The 18033-nt window shown below is 33.1% G+C and carries 14 protein-coding genes, 1 pseudogene and 1 riboswitch; of the genes and pseudogenes, 5 read left to right on the forward strand and 10 right to left on the reverse strand.

Features of this window, described 5'->3' with window-relative positions:
* Window positions 1-50 precede the first annotated feature (50 nt).
* Window positions 51-1739, forward strand: a complete 1689-nt coding sequence (locus tag SBL15_RS06470; protein WP_317955492.1) for a CocE/NonD family hydrolase — start codon at window positions 51-53, stop codon at window positions 1737-1739.
* On the opposite strand, the gene SBL15_RS06475 is transcribed toward SBL15_RS06470, so the two are convergent.
* From SBL15_RS06475 to alsS, 3 genes are all read right to left on the reverse strand, one after another.
* Complete coding sequence (locus tag SBL15_RS06475; protein ID WP_107612422.1) at window positions 1703-2638, reverse strand: zinc ribbon domain-containing protein; 936 nt, start codon at window positions 2636-2638, stop codon at window positions 1703-1705. The genes SBL15_RS06470 and SBL15_RS06475 overlap by 37 nt on opposite strands.
* Before the next feature lie 140 nt (window positions 2639-2778).
* A complete protein-coding gene (gene budA, locus SBL15_RS06480) occupies window positions 2779-3483 on the reverse strand; it encodes an acetolactate decarboxylase (protein ID WP_317955494.1) in 705 nt (234 codons plus the stop codon).
* A gap of 34 nt (window positions 3484-3517) precedes the next feature.
* Window positions 3518-5182: an acetolactate synthase AlsS gene (gene alsS / locus SBL15_RS06485; protein ID WP_107619613.1), complete on the reverse strand. Its 1665-nt coding sequence runs from the start codon at window positions 5180-5182 to the stop codon at window positions 3518-3520.
* 740 nt (window positions 5183-5922) lie between these two features.
* Between alsS and SBL15_RS06490 the strand changes: the two genes are divergently transcribed.
* The gene (locus tag SBL15_RS06490; RefSeq protein ID WP_107611298.1) at window positions 5923-7374 is read left to right on the forward strand and encodes an APC family permease; all 1452 of its coding nucleotides are present in this window, start codon (window positions 5923-5925) and stop codon (window positions 7372-7374) included.
* Between the two features lie 57 nt (window positions 7375-7431).
* Here the strand turns inward: SBL15_RS06490 and SBL15_RS06495 are convergent, their stop codons facing one another.
* Both SBL15_RS06495 and SBL15_RS06500 read right to left on the reverse strand, forming a co-directional pair.
* Window positions 7432-8769, reverse strand: a complete 1338-nt coding sequence (locus tag SBL15_RS06495) for an aspartate aminotransferase family protein (protein ID WP_317955498.1) — start codon at window positions 8767-8769, stop codon at window positions 7432-7434.
* Between the two features lie 379 nt (window positions 8770-9148).
* Window positions 9149-9964, reverse strand: coding sequence for a MetQ/NlpA family ABC transporter substrate-binding protein (locus SBL15_RS06500; RefSeq protein WP_053016353.1), 816 nt, complete (start codon window positions 9962-9964; stop codon window positions 9149-9151).
* A 113-nt stretch (window positions 9965-10077) separates the two neighbouring features.
* Window positions 10078-10184: riboswitch (SAM riboswitch) on the reverse strand.
* A gap of 147 nt (window positions 10185-10331) precedes the next feature.
* Between SBL15_RS06500 and SBL15_RS06505 the strand changes: the two genes are divergently transcribed.
* Together SBL15_RS06505 and SBL15_RS06510 are read left to right on the forward strand one after the other, a co-directional pair.
* Window positions 10332-10754 (forward strand): hypothetical protein, encoded by a 423-nt coding sequence (locus tag SBL15_RS06505; RefSeq protein WP_107611295.1) that lies wholly within the window; start codon window positions 10332-10334, stop codon window positions 10752-10754.
* Between the two features lie 202 nt (window positions 10755-10956).
* Window positions 10957-11583: a cell surface protein gene (locus SBL15_RS06510; RefSeq protein ID WP_202112059.1), complete on the forward strand. Its 627-nt coding sequence runs from the start codon at window positions 10957-10959 to the stop codon at window positions 11581-11583.
* Window positions 11584-11744: 161 nt separating this feature from the next.
* Here SBL15_RS06510 and SBL15_RS06515 read toward each other — a convergent pair whose 3' ends face one another.
* The 3 genes from SBL15_RS06515 to SBL15_RS06525 form a co-directional block, all read right to left on the reverse strand.
* A complete protein-coding gene (locus tag SBL15_RS06515) occupies window positions 11745-13070 on the reverse strand; it encodes a putative glycoside hydrolase (RefSeq protein WP_317955500.1) in 1326 nt (441 codons plus the stop codon).
* Window positions 13071-13386: 316 nt separating this feature from the next.
* Window positions 13387-14133 carry an HAD family hydrolase gene (locus tag SBL15_RS06520; RefSeq protein WP_107637488.1) on the reverse strand — a complete coding sequence of 249 codons (747 nt, stop codon included), beginning with the start codon at window positions 14131-14133 and terminating at the stop codon, window positions 13387-13389.
* Window positions 14134-14329: 196 nt separating this feature from the next.
* Window positions 14330-14812 carry an AAA family ATPase gene (locus SBL15_RS06525; RefSeq protein WP_107611292.1) on the reverse strand — a complete coding sequence of 161 codons (483 nt, stop codon included), beginning with the start codon at window positions 14810-14812 and terminating at the stop codon, window positions 14330-14332.
* Between the two features lie 173 nt (window positions 14813-14985).
* Here SBL15_RS06525 and SBL15_RS06530 point away from each other — a divergent pair, with 173 nt between their 5' ends.
* Window positions 14986-15876, forward strand: coding sequence for a fructose bisphosphate aldolase (locus tag SBL15_RS06530; RefSeq protein WP_107613221.1), 891 nt, complete (start codon window positions 14986-14988; stop codon window positions 15874-15876).
* Window positions 15877-16202: 326 nt separating this feature from the next.
* On the opposite strand, the pseudogene SBL15_RS06535 reads toward SBL15_RS06530, so the two are convergent.
* Both SBL15_RS06535 and SBL15_RS06540 read right to left on the reverse strand, forming a co-directional pair.
* A pseudogene (locus SBL15_RS06535) lies at window positions 16203-17377 on the reverse strand (FAD-dependent oxidoreductase).
* Window positions 17378-17396: 19 nt separating this feature from the next.
* Window positions 17397-17975: a PadR family transcriptional regulator gene (locus SBL15_RS06540; protein WP_317955504.1), complete on the reverse strand. Its 579-nt coding sequence runs from the start codon at window positions 17973-17975 to the stop codon at window positions 17397-17399.
* Window positions 17976-18033: the final 58 nt, after the last annotated feature.

Genomic DNA, 18033 nt, shown 5'->3' on the forward strand with positions numbered 1-18033 from the left:
TAACATAACCTTGTATTCGAAATGAGCTTTTTAAAGAGAGGATGAAACATATGATTAACAATAATTTAGGCAATCCACAATTAGAAGTAACACATGTTGAAGATGTAAAAGATGGCATCAATCAAATTGTTGTAGATAGTATTCAATATGGAAATCAAGAAATGATTATGGAAAAAAATGTTCCAGTAACTATGAAAGATGGCGAAATATTATACGTCAACATCTTCCGTCCAAAGAAAGATGGCCAATTCCCAGTTGTCATGTCAGCTGATACTTATGGTAAAGACAATAAACCAAAAATTACAAATATGGGTGCCGCTTGGCCTACATTAGGTGCTATACCTACTTCAAGTTTTACACCTGAAGAATCTCCAGATCCTGGCTATTGGGTGCCAAATGATTACGTTGTAGTTAAAGTTGCACTCAGAGGTAGTGCAGGTTCAAATGGCGTATTATCACCTTGGTCTAAACGTGAAGCTGAAGACTATTACGAAGTTATAGAATGGGCCGCACAACAAGAGTGGAGCAATGGTAACATTGGTACAAACGGCGTGTCTTATTTAGCAGTAACACAATGGTGGGTAGCATCATTGAATCCCCCACATTTAAAAGCGATGATTCCTTGGGAAGGACTAAATGATATGTATCGTGAAGTCGCATTTCATGGTGGTATTCCAGATACTGGTTTCTTCCACTTCTGGATACAAGGTATCTTTGCTAGATGGACAGACAATCCAAATATCGAAGGCCTAATTCAAGCACAACAAGATCATCCATTATTTGATGATTTTTGGAAACAACGTCAGGCACCATTATCTAATATCACTACACCATTGTTAACTTGTGCTAGTTGGTCTACACAAGGTTTACACAATAGAGGTAGCTTTGAAGGCTTTAAACAAGCAAGTTCTAAAGACAAATGGTTATATATTCATGGCCGTAAAGAATGGGAAAGTTATTACGCAAGAGAAAATCTTGAAAGACAAAGAGAATTCTTTGATTATTACTTAAAAGAAGAAGACAATGATTGGTTAGAAACACCTCGTGTAATTTACGAAGTACGTGATCAATTCTATCGTGGTGAATTCAAAAATGCTGATCAATTCCCACTTCCAAACACAAATTATAAAGCACTATATTTAAATAATTCAGATATGTCATTAAGTAAAACACAAGTATCAAATGACTTAGTCGCTGCATACGATTCTGAAAGTGATGACGATGAATTACGTTATGTTTATACTTTCGAACAAGATACAGAATTGACTGGTAATATGAAATTAAAACTGTGGGTAGCTGCAGAAAATGCTGAAGATTTAGATATCTTTGCAAGCATTAAAAAGTTAGACCGTCGCGGTAATGAGGTGCATTTCCCTGATTTCAATCATATTGAAAAAGGTCAAGTCGCAACAGGTTGGTTGCGCGTTTCTCATCGCGAACTAGATGAAACGAAATCAACAATTGCACAACCATGGCATACACATGAACATGAACAAAAAGTTAGTCCAAATGAAATCGTGCCAGTCGAAATAGAATTATTACCATCTGGTACATTATTTAAAAAAGGTGAGTCATTAGCAGTTGTTGTTAAAGGTAACGAAATTATCAAAGGTAATAGCACTCCTTTACCTAATATGAAAACACGTTATGAACACGAAGATACAGTAAACAAAGGCAATCACCTTGTTTATACTGGTGGCGATTATGATTCACACTTAATTATTCCAGTAATTGAATAATTATTTAAAGTAAAACCAACATTAAATATTTTCCTTTTCTCAATACCTAAATCATCATATCGATGAATGATAGTTGAACCAAATAAATGTAAGGCAAATCCAATAATAACAAAGAAAATCATAACACTATAGAAACTCGCAAAACGTAACGTATGATTTACACTATATTTTGAAATTAAATACACTGATGATGTTAAAAGTAAAATCACTGAAAAGGCAATCAATATACCACTGAAAATATACATTTCAAGGAAAAACACAATAAATCCTAAAAATAGTATACTTACTGATAATGTATTAACTAATATATAATCAGATAAAATCTTTTTAAAGGAAATGCTTTCTACTATCATTAAGCGAATAACGGCGAATGTTACGATAAATAAAAACGCAAGTGCTAGCATAGTAGTTAATACAAATTTCAAGATAATTGTTGCAGTATCAACAAAATAACCATCAAATAAACTTGCTGAAAGTAGGTGTAATAACATTCCCAATATAAGTAAACCAATAATAACTAATGATGATAGCAAAGTAATACTAAATGACTTATTCCCTTTCATCACTACATCATGAGAAGTAAAAGCTTGCTTAAAAAATTGCTTACTTTCATTAAAGGTCGATTTCACCTTAATCGTGAATGGACCTTCAGCATAACGGTGTTCATAAGACATATATCTATGTGCAAATTCACCACGATCGTACTCACTATGATTCTGTTCTCCATTAATTTGTTCTTGCTTAATAGCTGTAGAATGACTTGTAGATTGAATCTCCGAATTGAATGATTCTGTTGTCGATTGCGTTGATTGAGATAATGAACCATTTAATTTATTACCACAACTACCGCAATATTGATCTCCTTGTTGATATGTCTGACCACAATTTGGACATTGCATTAGGGCTACCTCCATAAATATAAAATTCTAAATCATTATACCATTATTTTATATTGTGTCATATATTATATTTTATAAATTAAAAAAAGAAAGATGAATTCAATGAGGATTCATCTTTCAACTTTAGGTATGATTATTAATTATTCAGCTTCTCTAATCTCTGCATCTACATCTGCATAATCAATTTCTGTTTCTGTAAATGTTTTATTATTAACTGGGAAATGTTGTTCGAATGTTTCGAAATTCTGTATTTCAACAGTTACATCGTCTACTTCAAAGTCTAATACATGACCACCAAAGTTGCGATCATCATTAGCAAAGTGAATATGGAAGCCAGCTGATCCAATACCGTGGAATAATTCTGGAGTGAAGAATCCAATAATTGTTCCTTTAATATCTTCACGCGTTTCCTCTGGTTGTCTACGTGCTGAATCAATTAATCTAGTGTAAGGTGGTTCTTGTTTAGGCATCATGCGTACGTGCATTTTTTTAAACGTACCACTTATTTTCACTGCAGAGAATAAATTATCACTTAGCATATGTTCTTTAACTTCGTTTAACACTTTTTCAGAGTTTTTATTTGAAGTTTGATATGTTTGATGTGCTTCAAAACGAGTAATCGTTGCATATGGCGTCATTTCATCACCATTTAGTTTCTTAAACTCCTTATGCTCGTTAGCATGGAATGCTTCACCATCTAAAAAGATAACCTCACCATTAGAACCTGTTAATGTAGCTAGTCCTGAATCACCATGTTCTAATAGTTCATCGATAGACGCAGTTCCTTCTAATAGACCTGCCATTAATGTACCTAAAGTACCATGTTGATATAATACGTGACTCATTGAATATTCACTCCTATGTTTGTTTGACTAATAATTAATTTAAAGAATCTGGTAATACATTCGTTGATAATTTGATATTGTCTTTATAATTCACTGGGATATCAATTAATACAGGGCCTTCAGTTGCATAGCCTTCTTTTAAAGCCGCTTCTAATTCTTCTTGATTAGTAACACGTAACCCTTTTGCACCGAATGATTCAGCATATTTCACATAATCAACTGGTCCAAATTCAACTCCAGCTGAACGTTTATATTTCATTTCTTCTTGGAACTCTACCATATTATATTTACCGTCATTCCAAATTAATTGGATGATGTTTAAATTTTTACGTACGGCTGTTTCTAAATCTTGACCTGAGAATAGGAAACCGCCATCTCCAGCTACTGACACAACTTGAGTATTTGGGCGCACTAATGCAGCTGCGATTGCCCAAGGTAAAGCAACACCAAGTGTTTGCATACCATTACTAAATAGTAAATGTCTTGGATTGTAACTTCTAAATTTACGTGCCATCCAAATATAATGGCTACCTACGTCTACAGTAACAGTTGTATCGTCAGTTAGTGTTTTTTGCATTGTTTCAATAATTTCTAATGGATGCATTACGCCATCTTCATGTGTGTACTTAATACCTGTTGCTTCAATGACTTCTGCTCTCAAACGTTCTAAGTCATCTAAACGATTTTGATTAATAATAGGTTCATGCACATTTTCAGATAGGAGTTGAATTGTGCCTGCAATATTACCAATTAATTCTTTTTTAGGGCGTAAAAAGTTAGTGATTTCAGCCTGTACTTCATCGATAACTATGATTTCTGTATCTAATTCTTTATTCCAGTTACTTGCTTCGTATTCAATTGGATCATAACCAATTGCAACAACTAAGTCAGCTTTTCTTAATAATTCGTCACCTACTTGGTTACGGAATAAACCGACTCTTCCGAAGAAGTGATTTTCTAATTCACGGTTAAGTACACCGGCACCTTGGAATGTTTCAACAACTGGTAAGTTTGATTTAGCAACTAATTGACGAATTGCTTCAGTTTCTTTCTCACTTGAGCTTCTCATACCTACTAGCAACACTGGGAATTTCGCATATTTTATAGCTTTGATAACGTCTTGAATGTCTTCTAAATTTGGGACACCTAGTTGTGGTTGTTCACATAAATCAATTGCGTTAGATGTTACTGGTGACTCGATAACATCTTGTGGGATACTAATAAAACTTGCACCATTTTTACCTGAAGTCGCTGTACGAATAGCGTTTGTCATTACTTCAGATAGAGACTCAGGATCTTGTACTTCTGCGCTATATTTCGTAGATGATCTTAAAAGAGAAGCGTTATCTACTGCTTGATGCGTCATACGTAATAAATCGTTACGTTTAACTTGACCACCGATAGCTAACACTGGATCACCTTCTGAAGTCGCTGTTAATAATCCAGTTGTTAAGTTACTTACTCCAGGGCCACTTGTTACTAATGCTACACCTGGTTTACCAGTTAAACGACCGATCCCTTGTGCCATCATGGCAGCATTTTGTTCGTGACGTGTCACAATAAGTTCTGGACCATCATCTTCAAGAGCATTAAAGAGATAGTCTATTTTAGCTCCTGGAATACCAAATACGTAATCTACATTATTATTTTTTAAAGTATCAATGACCATGTTTGCAGCAGAGTAGTTTTCTTTAGTCATCTGAATTCATATCCTTTCAAGTTCCGTTTTAAATTTTAATATTAAAAAGAAGCCACCTACATGTCTATTTTTTAAGGGAAAAAGAGGGAAAGACTTAGTTACATGAGTTGTGGCTTCTTTATATTTAAAGTTACTTCATTATTTCATTGTTGCTAGTAATCTCAGTTAGGGATACATATTTAAATGCGAGATGGGAGTCTTCTATCTATGTCAATGGGTGTAATAAATCATAAAGTTTAGCACTACTATGCTAATACAATATAAGGGGATGGATTTACTACACGAAATAGAAGCATTTAAATATGATGTAACTTTATTACATAACTAATTATAGTATGCACTGAACTATTAATAAAATACATATTTTCGATAGAACCTATTCCATAATGGAATAGGTCAACAAACTTTAATTTTTTAGTAAAATACCACTAAATAAAGGTCTAATTACTTGACTTATTGTGTATTTTTAGTATGTTATTCTCGGTCAAAAGACCACTTTTTATATTTTAAGGATAATTTTACTCTTTTTTGTTGTTTTTATTTCTTATTAATCTGTTATAATCAAATCTATCATTTAAAATTTCCTTGTTACACTCTGTCATTTTATAAAAAGTAAGAAAACTTAAAATTTTCAGAAATTTTAGACAAAAATATAAAGTTTTGTGCTAATATAATAAATATTCCAGAGATAACAAGCTAATCTTATAACTCAATATATTAGTAAGTGGAGGTTCATAATTATGGCCAGTTTTTTCAAAAATTTAACTCGAAAAGAAGATCCCACAATCTATCAAAATAAAGATGGTCATTTAAAACGTACATTACGCGTTCGAGATTTTCTTGCATTAGGTGTTGGTACGATTGTATCAACTGCAATTTTCACATTGCCTGGCGTTGTAGCTGCTGAACATGGAGGCCCTGCCGTTGCATTATCATTCTTACTTGCAGCGATTGTTGCAGGTTTAGTTGCCTTCTCATATGCCGAAATGGCATCAACAATGCCTTTCGCCGGTTCAGCTTATTCTTGGATTAACGTTTTATTTGGAGAATTCGCTGGATGGGTCGCAGGTTGGGCACTTTTAGCTGAATACTTTATTGCCGTAGCCTTTGTAGCATCCGGATTCTCAGCCAATCTAAGAGGACTCATTTCGCCATTAGGTATTGTATTACCTAAAGCATTATCGAATCCATTCGGAGCTGATGGTGGTGTCATTGATATCATCGCTGCTGTTGTAATCATTATTACAGCAATCATTTTATCACGTGGTATGTCTGAAACAGCACGTGTAGAAAACGTCTTAGTTATCTTAAAAGTATTTGCAATCGTATTATTCATTATCGTAGGTTTAACTGCTATCCAAGCATCAAACTATGTTCCGTTTATTCCAGAACATAAAGTGACTGAAAATGGTGATTTTGGTGGTTGGCAAGGTATTTATGCTGGGGTTTCTATGATATTCTTAGCTTACATTGGTTTCGACTCAATCGCTGCCAACTCTGCAGAAGCCATTAACCCGCAAAGAACAATGCCTCGTGGTATTCTTGGTTCATTAGCTGTAGCATTAGTATTATTCGTAGGTGTAGCACTAGTATTGGTTGGTATGTTCCATTACTCTAGATATGCAGGTAATGCTGAACCTGTTGGTTGGGCACTTCGTCAAAGTGGCCACGGTATTATCGCCGCTGTCATCCAAGCTATTTCAGTAATCGGTATGTTCACTGCTTTAATTGGTATGATGTTAGCAGGATCACGTTTACTTTATTCATTTGGTCGTGATGGTTTATTACCATCTTGGTTATCAAAATTAAATCATAAACATTTACCAAACAGAGCACTTTTAATTCTAACAATTATCGGTGTATTAATTGGTTCAATGTTCCCATTCGCATTCTTAGCACAACTTATCTCTGCAGGAACATTAGTCGCATTTATGTTTGTGTCCCTTGCAATGTATCGTTTAAGAAAACGTGAAGGCAAAGATTTACCAGTACCATCGTTTAAAGTACCATTCTTCCCTGTTTTACCAATAATCACGTTTATTTTAGTATTACTTGTATTCTGGGGATTAAGTTTCGATGCTAAACTATATACTTTAATTTGGTTCGTAGTTGGTATCATCATCTATTTAAGTTATGGTGTTCGACACTCTAAGAAAAATGAAGAAGAAGACTATATTGTACCGAAAGATTAATATAATCAAATAAACTAGAAGAGGCTGGGACATCATTCCTAGCCTCTTCTTTACGTATTACCAACCTTGACCATCAATATTATAGTTATCCAGTTGTCCATCTTGTAACGCTTGCAATGCATTCTCTATTGTATTTAACGCATAATCTAATTGTTCATACGTAATAACTAATGGAGGTTGGAAACGTAGTACATTACCAGCTACTGCAATCAATACAAGACCCTGATCAAAACAATAATTACATATTTTAAGTGCTTCGTCAGAAGCTCTCGTCTTAGCTTGTTTATTTGATACGATATCAATACCAATTGATAAACCTTTACCACGCACATCTCCAACGAAATCATAATCATTCACCCATTGATCCATTCGCTTGCGCACGTAAGCCCCTTTTTCAGAACTAGCAGTTAATAAATCCTCATCTTCAATCATACCTAATGTAGCTAAAGCCGCTTCACAACTTACAGGATTCGCACCAGTTGTAAATAGATGTGCCGGTGCCTCAAGTGTCTCTATGATTTCTTTACGCCCAACAATAGCTGACATCGGTAACCCACCTGCTAGTGATTTACCAAATGTAATTAAATCCGGTGTGAAATTAAAGTGATCAATTGAACTCCATGTCCCAGTTCGCCCTAACCCCTGTTGAATATCATCTACAGCAATTAGAATACCATGTTCACGGCATAACGTTTCTAATGCCTCAAAGTAACCATCTACAGGTTCTAATAGACCTCCGTCACCTTGGATTGTTTCTACAACAATACAAGCCACTTCTTCCGCTGGCACATATTTCGGAAACATTTCTTTTAATGGTGCAAGATACTCTTCAACTGTATTTGCATTTGGCTGCTCAAACATCCCTCTATATTTATCAGGGAATGGAATATGATAAAATCCATTCAATAATGGTCCATAATGTTTGCGCATATTTAAACTAATGGCAGACATGGATAATGATCCAAATGTTGACCCATGATATGCATTTGTGAAACTAATAATGTAAGGGCGCCTCGTATAAGCTCTCGCAAATTTAATAATACCGTCATTCGCATCAGACCCACTTAATCCAAACGTTACACGCTTTTCATAGTCACCTGGAGCAATTTCACATAGCTTTTTAGATAATTTTACTGCTGGTTCATGATACATATATGCGGGTGTATAATGAATAAATTTCTCAGCTTGTTTCTTAATCGCTTCAGTAACTGGTTTAGGTGCGTGTCCTACATTTTGTGAACTTGCACTTGATAATAAATCAATATATTCTTTACCATCCACATCTACTAGTGTCGCACCATAACCATGGTCAATGGCTAATGGATAATATTTTATTCTCCCTGATGCGGCGAAGTATTTCCCATCTTCATTAATTAATTCCTCTGCTTTACTCATATCGGCTCATCCTCCCAAGATAGACCATCCCTTTTGCTTCCCTCTATTTAAAAAGTTCGTCGGCCCTCTAAATAAACACTATTTAAGTGATAATATTCAATATCTTACTAATAATTGTCAGATTTGTAAATATTTTCTGAATAATCAAAAATAATTAAAGTTTGTAATTTTTGGTATTTATTATTTTCTTTCTAAAAAGAGAGGCTGTGACAATATAAAATGTCGCAGCCTACTTTATCATTTTGTCAGTAGCTGACTGATTTGAAAATGCGCTTGAATCAAGCTTTTTTCAAACCTAGTCATCCTTGCCGGGGTAGGACAACGAAATAAATTTTGAGAAAATATTATTTCTGTCCTACTCCCAATTTAATATGGATAATTATTTACTTTCGTATGGAATTACATCGTCTCCATATTCTTTCTTAATATAATCTTTAATTTCTTTCGATTGCATAACTTTTAATAATTCTTGGAACTTTTTATCATTTTTATGTCCTTCTTGAACAGCAATAATATTGGCAAACGGAGATGATTTACCTTCCATAACTATTGCATCTTTAGAAGGTTTTAAACCATTATCGATGGCATAGTTAGAATTCATAATCACTGCTGCTCCTTCACCATTTTTATATGTCTTTGGTAAAAACTCAGCCCCTTGTTGGTGATTGAATTTTAAATTCTTTTTATTTTCAGCGATATCTTCAAACTTAGCATCTTCAATTTTGACACCTTTTTTCAACTTAATGAGACCTTCATCTACAAAGAATGATAAAAATCGTCCTTCTTCCGCTGGATTATTTGAAACATAAATCGTTGAACCTTCAGGAATATCTTTTAGATTTTTATATTTTTTACTGTATACGCCCATTGGAGTTGTAAATACTTTACCTAATTCTTCTATTTTATATCCATGACTTTTCTTTTCAGCTTTTAAATAAGGTACATGTTGGAAGAAGTTGGCATCTACATCACCTTTATCTAATAATTTATTTGGTACTTTATAATCATTGACTTCTTTAACTTCTAAATCATAACCTTTTTTCTTTAATTGTTCTTTAGCTTTCTTCAACACATCTCCATGGGGTGCAGGTGAAGCAGCAACCGTGATTTTTTTACTATCCTCTTTATCTTTGCCACATCCTGCCAATACAATAACTAAAACTAAAATACTTATCACACTTAACCATTTTTTCATGTATATCGACACCTCTTTTTTAATAAATGATTCAATTACACTTCAACTCTTAAATAGTTAGAAGACATAAAAAAATACTTTCTATTATTTAAGAGAAAGTATCGATACACTTTCTCTTATCTCTTAAAGTATTGTCTACTTTATGTGAATTAGCACCATTTCGTTAAACGACGGTTGCTGGGCTTCTTAGGGCACATCCCTCCACCACTCTTGATAAGAGTTAACAAGTTTTATTGAATTGATATCATATTAGCATTGGATTTTGTCTTGGTCAATATCATTTTTTAAATATTCTAAATTTTTAAAATGTGTGATTCACATTGCCATAGGGAATAGCTTGTTAAACACATTTGAAGGATGGATATTTATGATACGATACAGCTACCACTTTCTTAGCGCATTGCTAATTAGCATTTTATTATTACTTATTATGTTTATTATGGATGTCGTAACACACACGACGCACCTAACTTTGTTATTGATCAATATCGATTTCATCGCTGACCCAAATCAAACACCACTGATTTTAGAACTATTGATTCATATTGTCATTGGATTTTTAATTTACATCACATTTCTAATTATTTATAAATTTTTCAAACCTTTTTACAAAATAAGTTATTTATTACTGATACTCATATTTCTACTATTATATCCATTACTTATTCTATTGGCACAACGTTCATTTTTCCAATTTAGTTGGACAGAATATGGCTTATGGATGATTGCACATTTGATTTTCACTGTTTGCATGGTATGGTCTATCCCTTACTTTTCTAAAAAGAAATGATAAGTTAGCATCATTAAATTTAGTATCACGATTACTTATATTCATAAAAACTTTAATATTGTAAATCTAACTTTACAAATATGTCATTCTTTAAGCTAATTTAAAGTTTCAATATGGTTTACTTTAAAGCCCTATTTTAATTAATTCTGAGTGTTACACTAAGGCTGTAAACGATAAATAATGAAATGGGGTTTTCATTGTGATGAAGGTTTCTCTATTTGCGTCAACACTTATTTCAAGTACAGTATTATTAACTGCGTTTAGCGGACATCAAGCTTTTGCTGCTGATATCGTTACTAAGAATAACGCACAAGAAGTTGCTTCAGAGGCGTTATCAAATAGTGGAGGTAATCCAGATTTACAAAACTTTGGAAAAGCAATCGACAAAGGGGACTATTTTGAAATTAAAAGCCATAATAAAGCAAATGCTGGTTTAGGTGTTTATAAAGTTCATAAAAATGGCCAAGTCGAATATAAAAACGATAAATATAGTAACTTTAATCAACTTCAAAGTGGAGAAACATATGTTGAACACGGTATTGCAAATGCTGCTGAATTAGATGATCAAAAGGAAGAAGCATCTAAAATTAATTCTGTAGATTGTGCGCGTGAATTAAATTCATATTATGTCGGTAACGTTAAATCTAACGAAGTGCCTTCGTCTCAATCAGTAAAAAAACAAGAAAACCATGATAGCACTAACTCTCAATCTTCATTACCTGAAACTGGTCATTCAGACAGTGAACAATCCACTCAATTATTAGGTAGCATTTTCTTATTACTAGGCGGTGCGTTAGTAGCTAAACAATCTCATAAAAAAATCTCATAGAAAAAGGGAGTGGGACAGAATTCTTTTAAAATTCGTCGTCCCACCCCCGCAAGGATGACTAGAACTGAGAAAAGCTTGATTTAAGCGCCTTCTCAGTTCAGTCAGCTACTGCGAATTTGCTAAATAGCATTATTATATTATTTATGTCCCAGACTGTTTTTTTATTGATTGCTGTTCCCATTCTCTTCATTACTATCTTTTTTATTGTCGTCTTTATTGTCTTGCTGTTTTGTATCTTGCTCTACACCTTCTGGGTCACGTTCTTTCGCGCTACCTTTTTTAGGATTATAGTTTGCACCTTCAGTATATTCGTTACCCGCATTCCATAGTAAGAATTCATTCACACCATTATCTTTTAAAGCTTGAACTTGCTCAGATACTGCTTTCGCATCATAATCAATATAATTACCATCACCTAAATACGATGCCGTGAAATCTTGAATCCATGGACGAGAAATTGTTTTTTTCTTACCAAGTGAATCTAGTAAACTATTTTCTTTTTGAATGTATCGATTTACTGTTTTGTACGGTTCTGTATCCGGAGCATCTAAACCAAAGTCACCGTTACTCCAATGTGAAGGATAAATCATTGATGAAATCGCATCTACATTTTCAGACATTTTAGGGAAACTTTGACCAATGCCTGGTGCGTTTTTAACTAATGCAGAATAGCCAAATACGTCTGCCGATACGTTAACACCCATTGGTTTCAACTCTTTATTAGCATGTTCTAAGAATTTTGTAATTGTATCAACACGTTGATCTCCTGAACTTAACTTGCTATTTTTGTAGTCACCCTTACTATAAGTTAAACTGTCTGCTTCATTTTCAAAGCCTTCTGGGAAACGCACATAGTCAAATTGGATATCTTGGAATCCAGCTTTAGCTGCTGCTTTAGCGACAGTAATATCATAATCCCATACTTCCTTCATGAATGGGTTAACAAAGCTATCGCCTTTACCATTAGTCCAAACTGACCCATCACTTTCTTTAAATGACCACTCAGGGTGTTCTTCAGCTAATTTAGTATCCTTAAATGTAACGATACGAGCAATTGGATAAATATTGTTATCATGTAATTTTTTCAACAATTTCTTACCATCTACAATATCTAATGTGTTCTTATCCACTTGTTTATTTCCAGTGTTAAGTTTCATTGTGATATTACCTTCATCATCTTTAACATCGATAACCATTGTATTTAATTTAGAATCTTTAATGAACTTTATTAATTCATCGATCTTATCGCCTTGTGTTGAATTGCTTGTGACATAAATACCTTTAACGCCATCTTTAGGGTAATCGACTTTGTTCTCATTCTTGTTTTTGTCATTATTCTTTTTTAATTTCTCGCTTTGACTGTTAGTTTGTTCGTTCTTCTGGCTGTCCCCTTTTTGCCCGCTACTAGATGAATTATCACCATTACTGCACGCAGCGAGTAACAAAGCACTTGTTGTTAATACAGCAAATATTTTGTTCTTTTTCATTCCCTTAGCCTCCGTATATGCTTTATATGTATAATTAGTTTCTCATTATTTAGAATAGTAAGCGATTTGAATAGTTTAATTATCCTAAATAAGAGAACCTAACTTTCTTATAGAATAGCATACTTTATGTACTATTAATCAATATGGCAAAATTTTATATAATAAATTATCTAATATTTGCATGCATTTAATTTTTTAAAATTAATAATACCCTGATTATGTTACAAGAGTTCTGAGATGAGAATTGTCTATCACGCATAAAAATAGAGTGTACAGAAAATGGTTACTTTCTACACACTCTATTTTTCGTATTAAACTAGTTATAAATTGTTAAATCTTTATATTTATCATCAAGGAGCTTTTTTAGTAGAACTTCTATATTATCTTCGCAATAATAAAGTCCATCTTTTATATTTAATTCTGTATCTTTATCAGAACTCGTTAACCAAATGGCAGCCATATTAACATTTAATGAACCCAAGATGTCATTTCTATAAGAATCTCCTATAAACAAGCACTCTTCAGGATTAACGTTTAGTCTAGACGTGACATTTAAAAATGCTTTAGGATCAGGCTTTTCGCAACCTATATTTTCAGATATAAAAATATTCTTTTCAAAAATTGATCTAATATCGAGATTATCAATTTTAATATTCTGTTCTTTAAGCTTTCCATTGGTAAGTATGGCGATGTTTACATTTTCTTTTAATGACATAAGTAAATCATTCATTTTTCTATTAACAGTTATACTAGACAATAACTTAGTAAAAAAGGATTCGAAATACTCGTTGGCTTCTTCGCGAGAAATATTTATATCAAAATGCTGTAAAGTTTTAATTAGTCTTAACTCTCGCAATTCATCTAAGGTAATAACCCCTTCATCATGCTGTTTCCAAAAGTATAAATCATATTTTTTAAATAATTTCATAAAGTCACTATAATCTATATCTTTAAACAACGTATACGCTTCAAACGTATCTTTATTCGCTTTTATCCATAATTTATTAAAAGAAAATAGCGTATTATCTAAATCAAAAATAACCAATTTAACTTTTTTAATCATTACTCACACGCCTTTTTAAATGAATGAAGGTTAAAAAACTCCCTACCTTTAAAACAAATGATAACATAAAACGAACTATTATTCACTTTTCATACAAATAGTTCGTTTTTATTCGTTTTTTATGTCGTTAATAATAAGAAACTATGTTAAATATTTGTAGGTGTTTTTTAAACTAATGAACATCTTGCTGATTATGTTATAGGTTTTTGAGACGTGAATTACTTATAACCCATTTGATATGATCTTGCGTTTTCAGTTGTTGTAACTTGATGAATTCATTATTATTTTCAGGAAATTGCCACACATATTTTATAAATTCAAAACTAATTGTATTCGGATTACCCCCAATACGATGACGTTTCAAATTGTGAATAATCACCCTTTTTATGACACGGTAAATACACTTCCATCTAGGTTCTTTTAACCATATAACGACAGTTGCTCTCTCCAACCTTAAAGGTAGTGTGTCCGAATAATTACCATCAATAATCCAAGTATTTTTAGCAATAATTTGATTAAGCTGTTCAATTAATTCTTCTTGTCTAATCGTCGTTTTGTTATCAATCCAATTGATGTTATCCATATGATATAAAGGTATGCCATACGTTTTATGTAGATGATGCGCTAATGTCGATTTACCAGAGCCTGGACTTCCAATAATTAAAATACGTTTTTCCATTTTCCCCTCACTTAATAAGATTTATTAACTTTATTATCGCTAAATGCGTCTAATTTATGAAACTATAAACTGTAAAATATGAATTTTCAATAAATATAAGTTTTATAACTTGAGAATGAGCTTTATTTTTATCATAATAAATATGAAAGTTAATTAAAGGAGTGGAAAGAGTAATGAATAAAGAACAATTAGAAAAAATGACAAATGGGAAAGGTTTTATCGCAGCGTTAGATCAAAGTGGCGGTAGTACTCCTAAAGCATTGAAAGAGTATGGTGTAAACGAGGACGAATATAGCAATGATGACGAAATGTTCCAACTTGTGCACGATATGCGTACTAGAGTTGTAACTTCACCTTCATTCTCTCCAGACAAAATTTTAGGTGCTATCCTTTTCGAACAAACTATGGATCGTGAAGTTGAAGGCAAATACACTGGTGACTACTTAGCAGACAAAGGTGTTGTACCTTTCTTAAAAGTCGACAAAGGTTTAGCTAAACAACAAAACGGTGTTCAATTAATGAAACCTATCGATGATTTAGACGATACTTTAGACCGTGCGGTTGAACGTCATATCTTCGGTACTAAAATGCGTTCTAATATCTTAGAATTAAATGAACAAGGTATCAAAGATGTTGTTGAACAACAATTTGAATTCGCTAAAAAAATCATCGCTAAAGGTTTAGTACCAATCATTGAACCTGAAGTTAACATTAACGCTAAAGATAAAGCTGAAATTGAAGAAGTATTAAAAGCTGAACTTAAAAAAGGCTTAGATGCTTTAAACGATGATCAATTAGTAATGTTAAAATTAACTATCCCAACTAAAGCTAACTTATACAAAGAATTAGCAGATCATCCAAATGTTGTACGCGTGGTTGTATTATCAGGTGGTTACAGCAGAGACGAAGCTAACAAATTATTGAAAGACAATGATGAATTAATCGCAAGCTTCTCACGTGCATTAGCAAGCGACTTACGCGCTAGCCAATCACAAGAAGAGTTTGATAAAGCATTAGGTGACGCAGTAGATTCAATCTACGACGCATCAGTAAATAAAAACTAAGGTGCGAAGAAAAGCGTTCAGGTCGTGAGCAATAACGAGCTATGAGCAAAAATCACTCTCTGATTTTAGCGATTAGCGTATTATTGTCGAACGATCTGCTTTTCGTAGCCCGTTTATCACTAGGTGCGAAAGTGAGCGTTTAGGTTGCGAACAATTACTAGCATCAAGCGAAAACTGTTCTTTAGTTTTAGCGCGATGCGTATAATTGTTGAGCAGACTGCTCACTGTAGCCCGTTTATCATTCCGGCGAAGTGCTCTACAACTTCACTCGAATATTTAAAAGCCGACTGGTTATTTCAACCGGCCGGCTTTTCTAATATATTCTATTATTGATTATGTGTTTGATGCTCCTCAAACAAATCCCCTACTTGATTGAAGAAATCGCCAAACGTTTTCGCAGCATTGTTACTAAACATTATTTCTAAATTAGCTTGTGATTCACTTGCACTTTGTTCAGATGCTTCATACATATTTTCTTCATAAGCTTTTAATGCACTTTGTAAGTCAGCATGACCTTTTAACGCTTCAGCTAATAAATATGCATCGTAAAATGCCATATTAACGCCCTCACCCGCAAATGGACTCATTAAATGCGCAGCATCACCAATTAATGTTAAATTTGGTTGATTATCCCATTTAAACCCTATTGGCAATTTATAAATACGACGTAATAATAAATCATCACCTGCATATTCAATATATTTTTTTAAATCTTCATCCCAATCTGCAAAATCTTTCATTAACTGATTTTTAATTTCAGTTTTAGACATTGCTTTAAATTCATCAAATGTCTCATAATCCATTTTATAAGACATATAAACTTTAATACGTCCGTCGCCATTAACTTGTCCAAGTATTGCTTTATTATCTCCAAAGGCCATCATTTTACCGTTTTTATTAAATCTTGCTAAATCGGGATATTGATTAAATACGTCTTCTACATTCAATTCAACCATTGAAATACCATTATATTCTGCATCACATTAGCCAAATATGGTCTTACTTTTGAAAAGGCACCATCAGCCCCAATAACAAAATTAAATATTTCATTACTATCATCATCAAACATCACTTCAATTTGTTCATTTTCTAAATATTTCAATGAATTAAACGCCTTATCATATATAACTGTGCCATCATTCAATTGTGCTGAAATAATATCACATAGTTCACCACGATCAATCTCTGGACGACCGCCTTCAATTTCAAGGTCTGCTGTTTCTTCATAATAAAGGTTTCCAGCTTTATCTAATACGCGTGTGTCTTCACCTTCAAAACGTGCAAGTTCTCTAAATTCATCAATAATACCAGCTTCTTTTAGTGCCAATTGACCACTTTCTTCGTGAATATCTAAAGAACCTCCACGATCACTATTAACATTTAAGCCTGCTTTTTCAAAGATTTTAACCCCAAATCCTTGTTGTTGTAAGAGAAGACCAAGCATTAAACCGCCAGGCCCTCCACCAATGATACCTACATTTTTTACATCTTTAATATTCATAACCCTTACCCCCAAATGATTATTTATAGAAACGTTCTAATTTTTGTTTAGTTTCCTCAATAAATACATTTAATTCTTTTTGTTTTTCTTCATCTTGTAATGCGCTTTGACTTGCTTTCATAAATCCATAGAATAATCCTTGTAATTGTTCACGAGATGCTTTCATCTGTTCAAAATCTACATTTTTAAATTGTTCTAAGCGTTTTGTGAATTCATCTTGGTCTACATTCTCTTTTAAAAAAGTTTTACCTTCATCTGTAATTGTGTAGATTTTTTTGTTACCTTCTTTAGAAATTGATACAAAATCTCTATCTTCTAACATTTGTAATATTGGATAAACTGAACCAGGACTTGGTGAATAGAAACCTTTGAAGCGTTCTTCTAAATCTTTAATGATTTGGTAACCATGACGTGATTCCTCTTCTAACATTTGTAAAATAATAAATTGTAGATTACCTTTTTTGAAGAATCTATCTCGACCTCCACCACGTCGTCCAAAACCACCAAATCCCTCAAAACCTTGTGGCCCTTTACTTCTACCAAATTGTTCAAAATGATCCATTCCTTGTCTTATATCTTGCATATGTCTTCTAAACATCATTAAAATCACCTTTTCTTTTATATTTAATTAATTGCTTTTTCGATATATCGAAATA

The sequence above is a fragment of the Staphylococcus sp. NWU MKU2 genome, from assembly GCF_033283605.1.
Lineage (GTDB): Bacteria > Bacillota > Bacilli > Staphylococcales > Staphylococcaceae > Staphylococcus > Staphylococcus haemolyticus.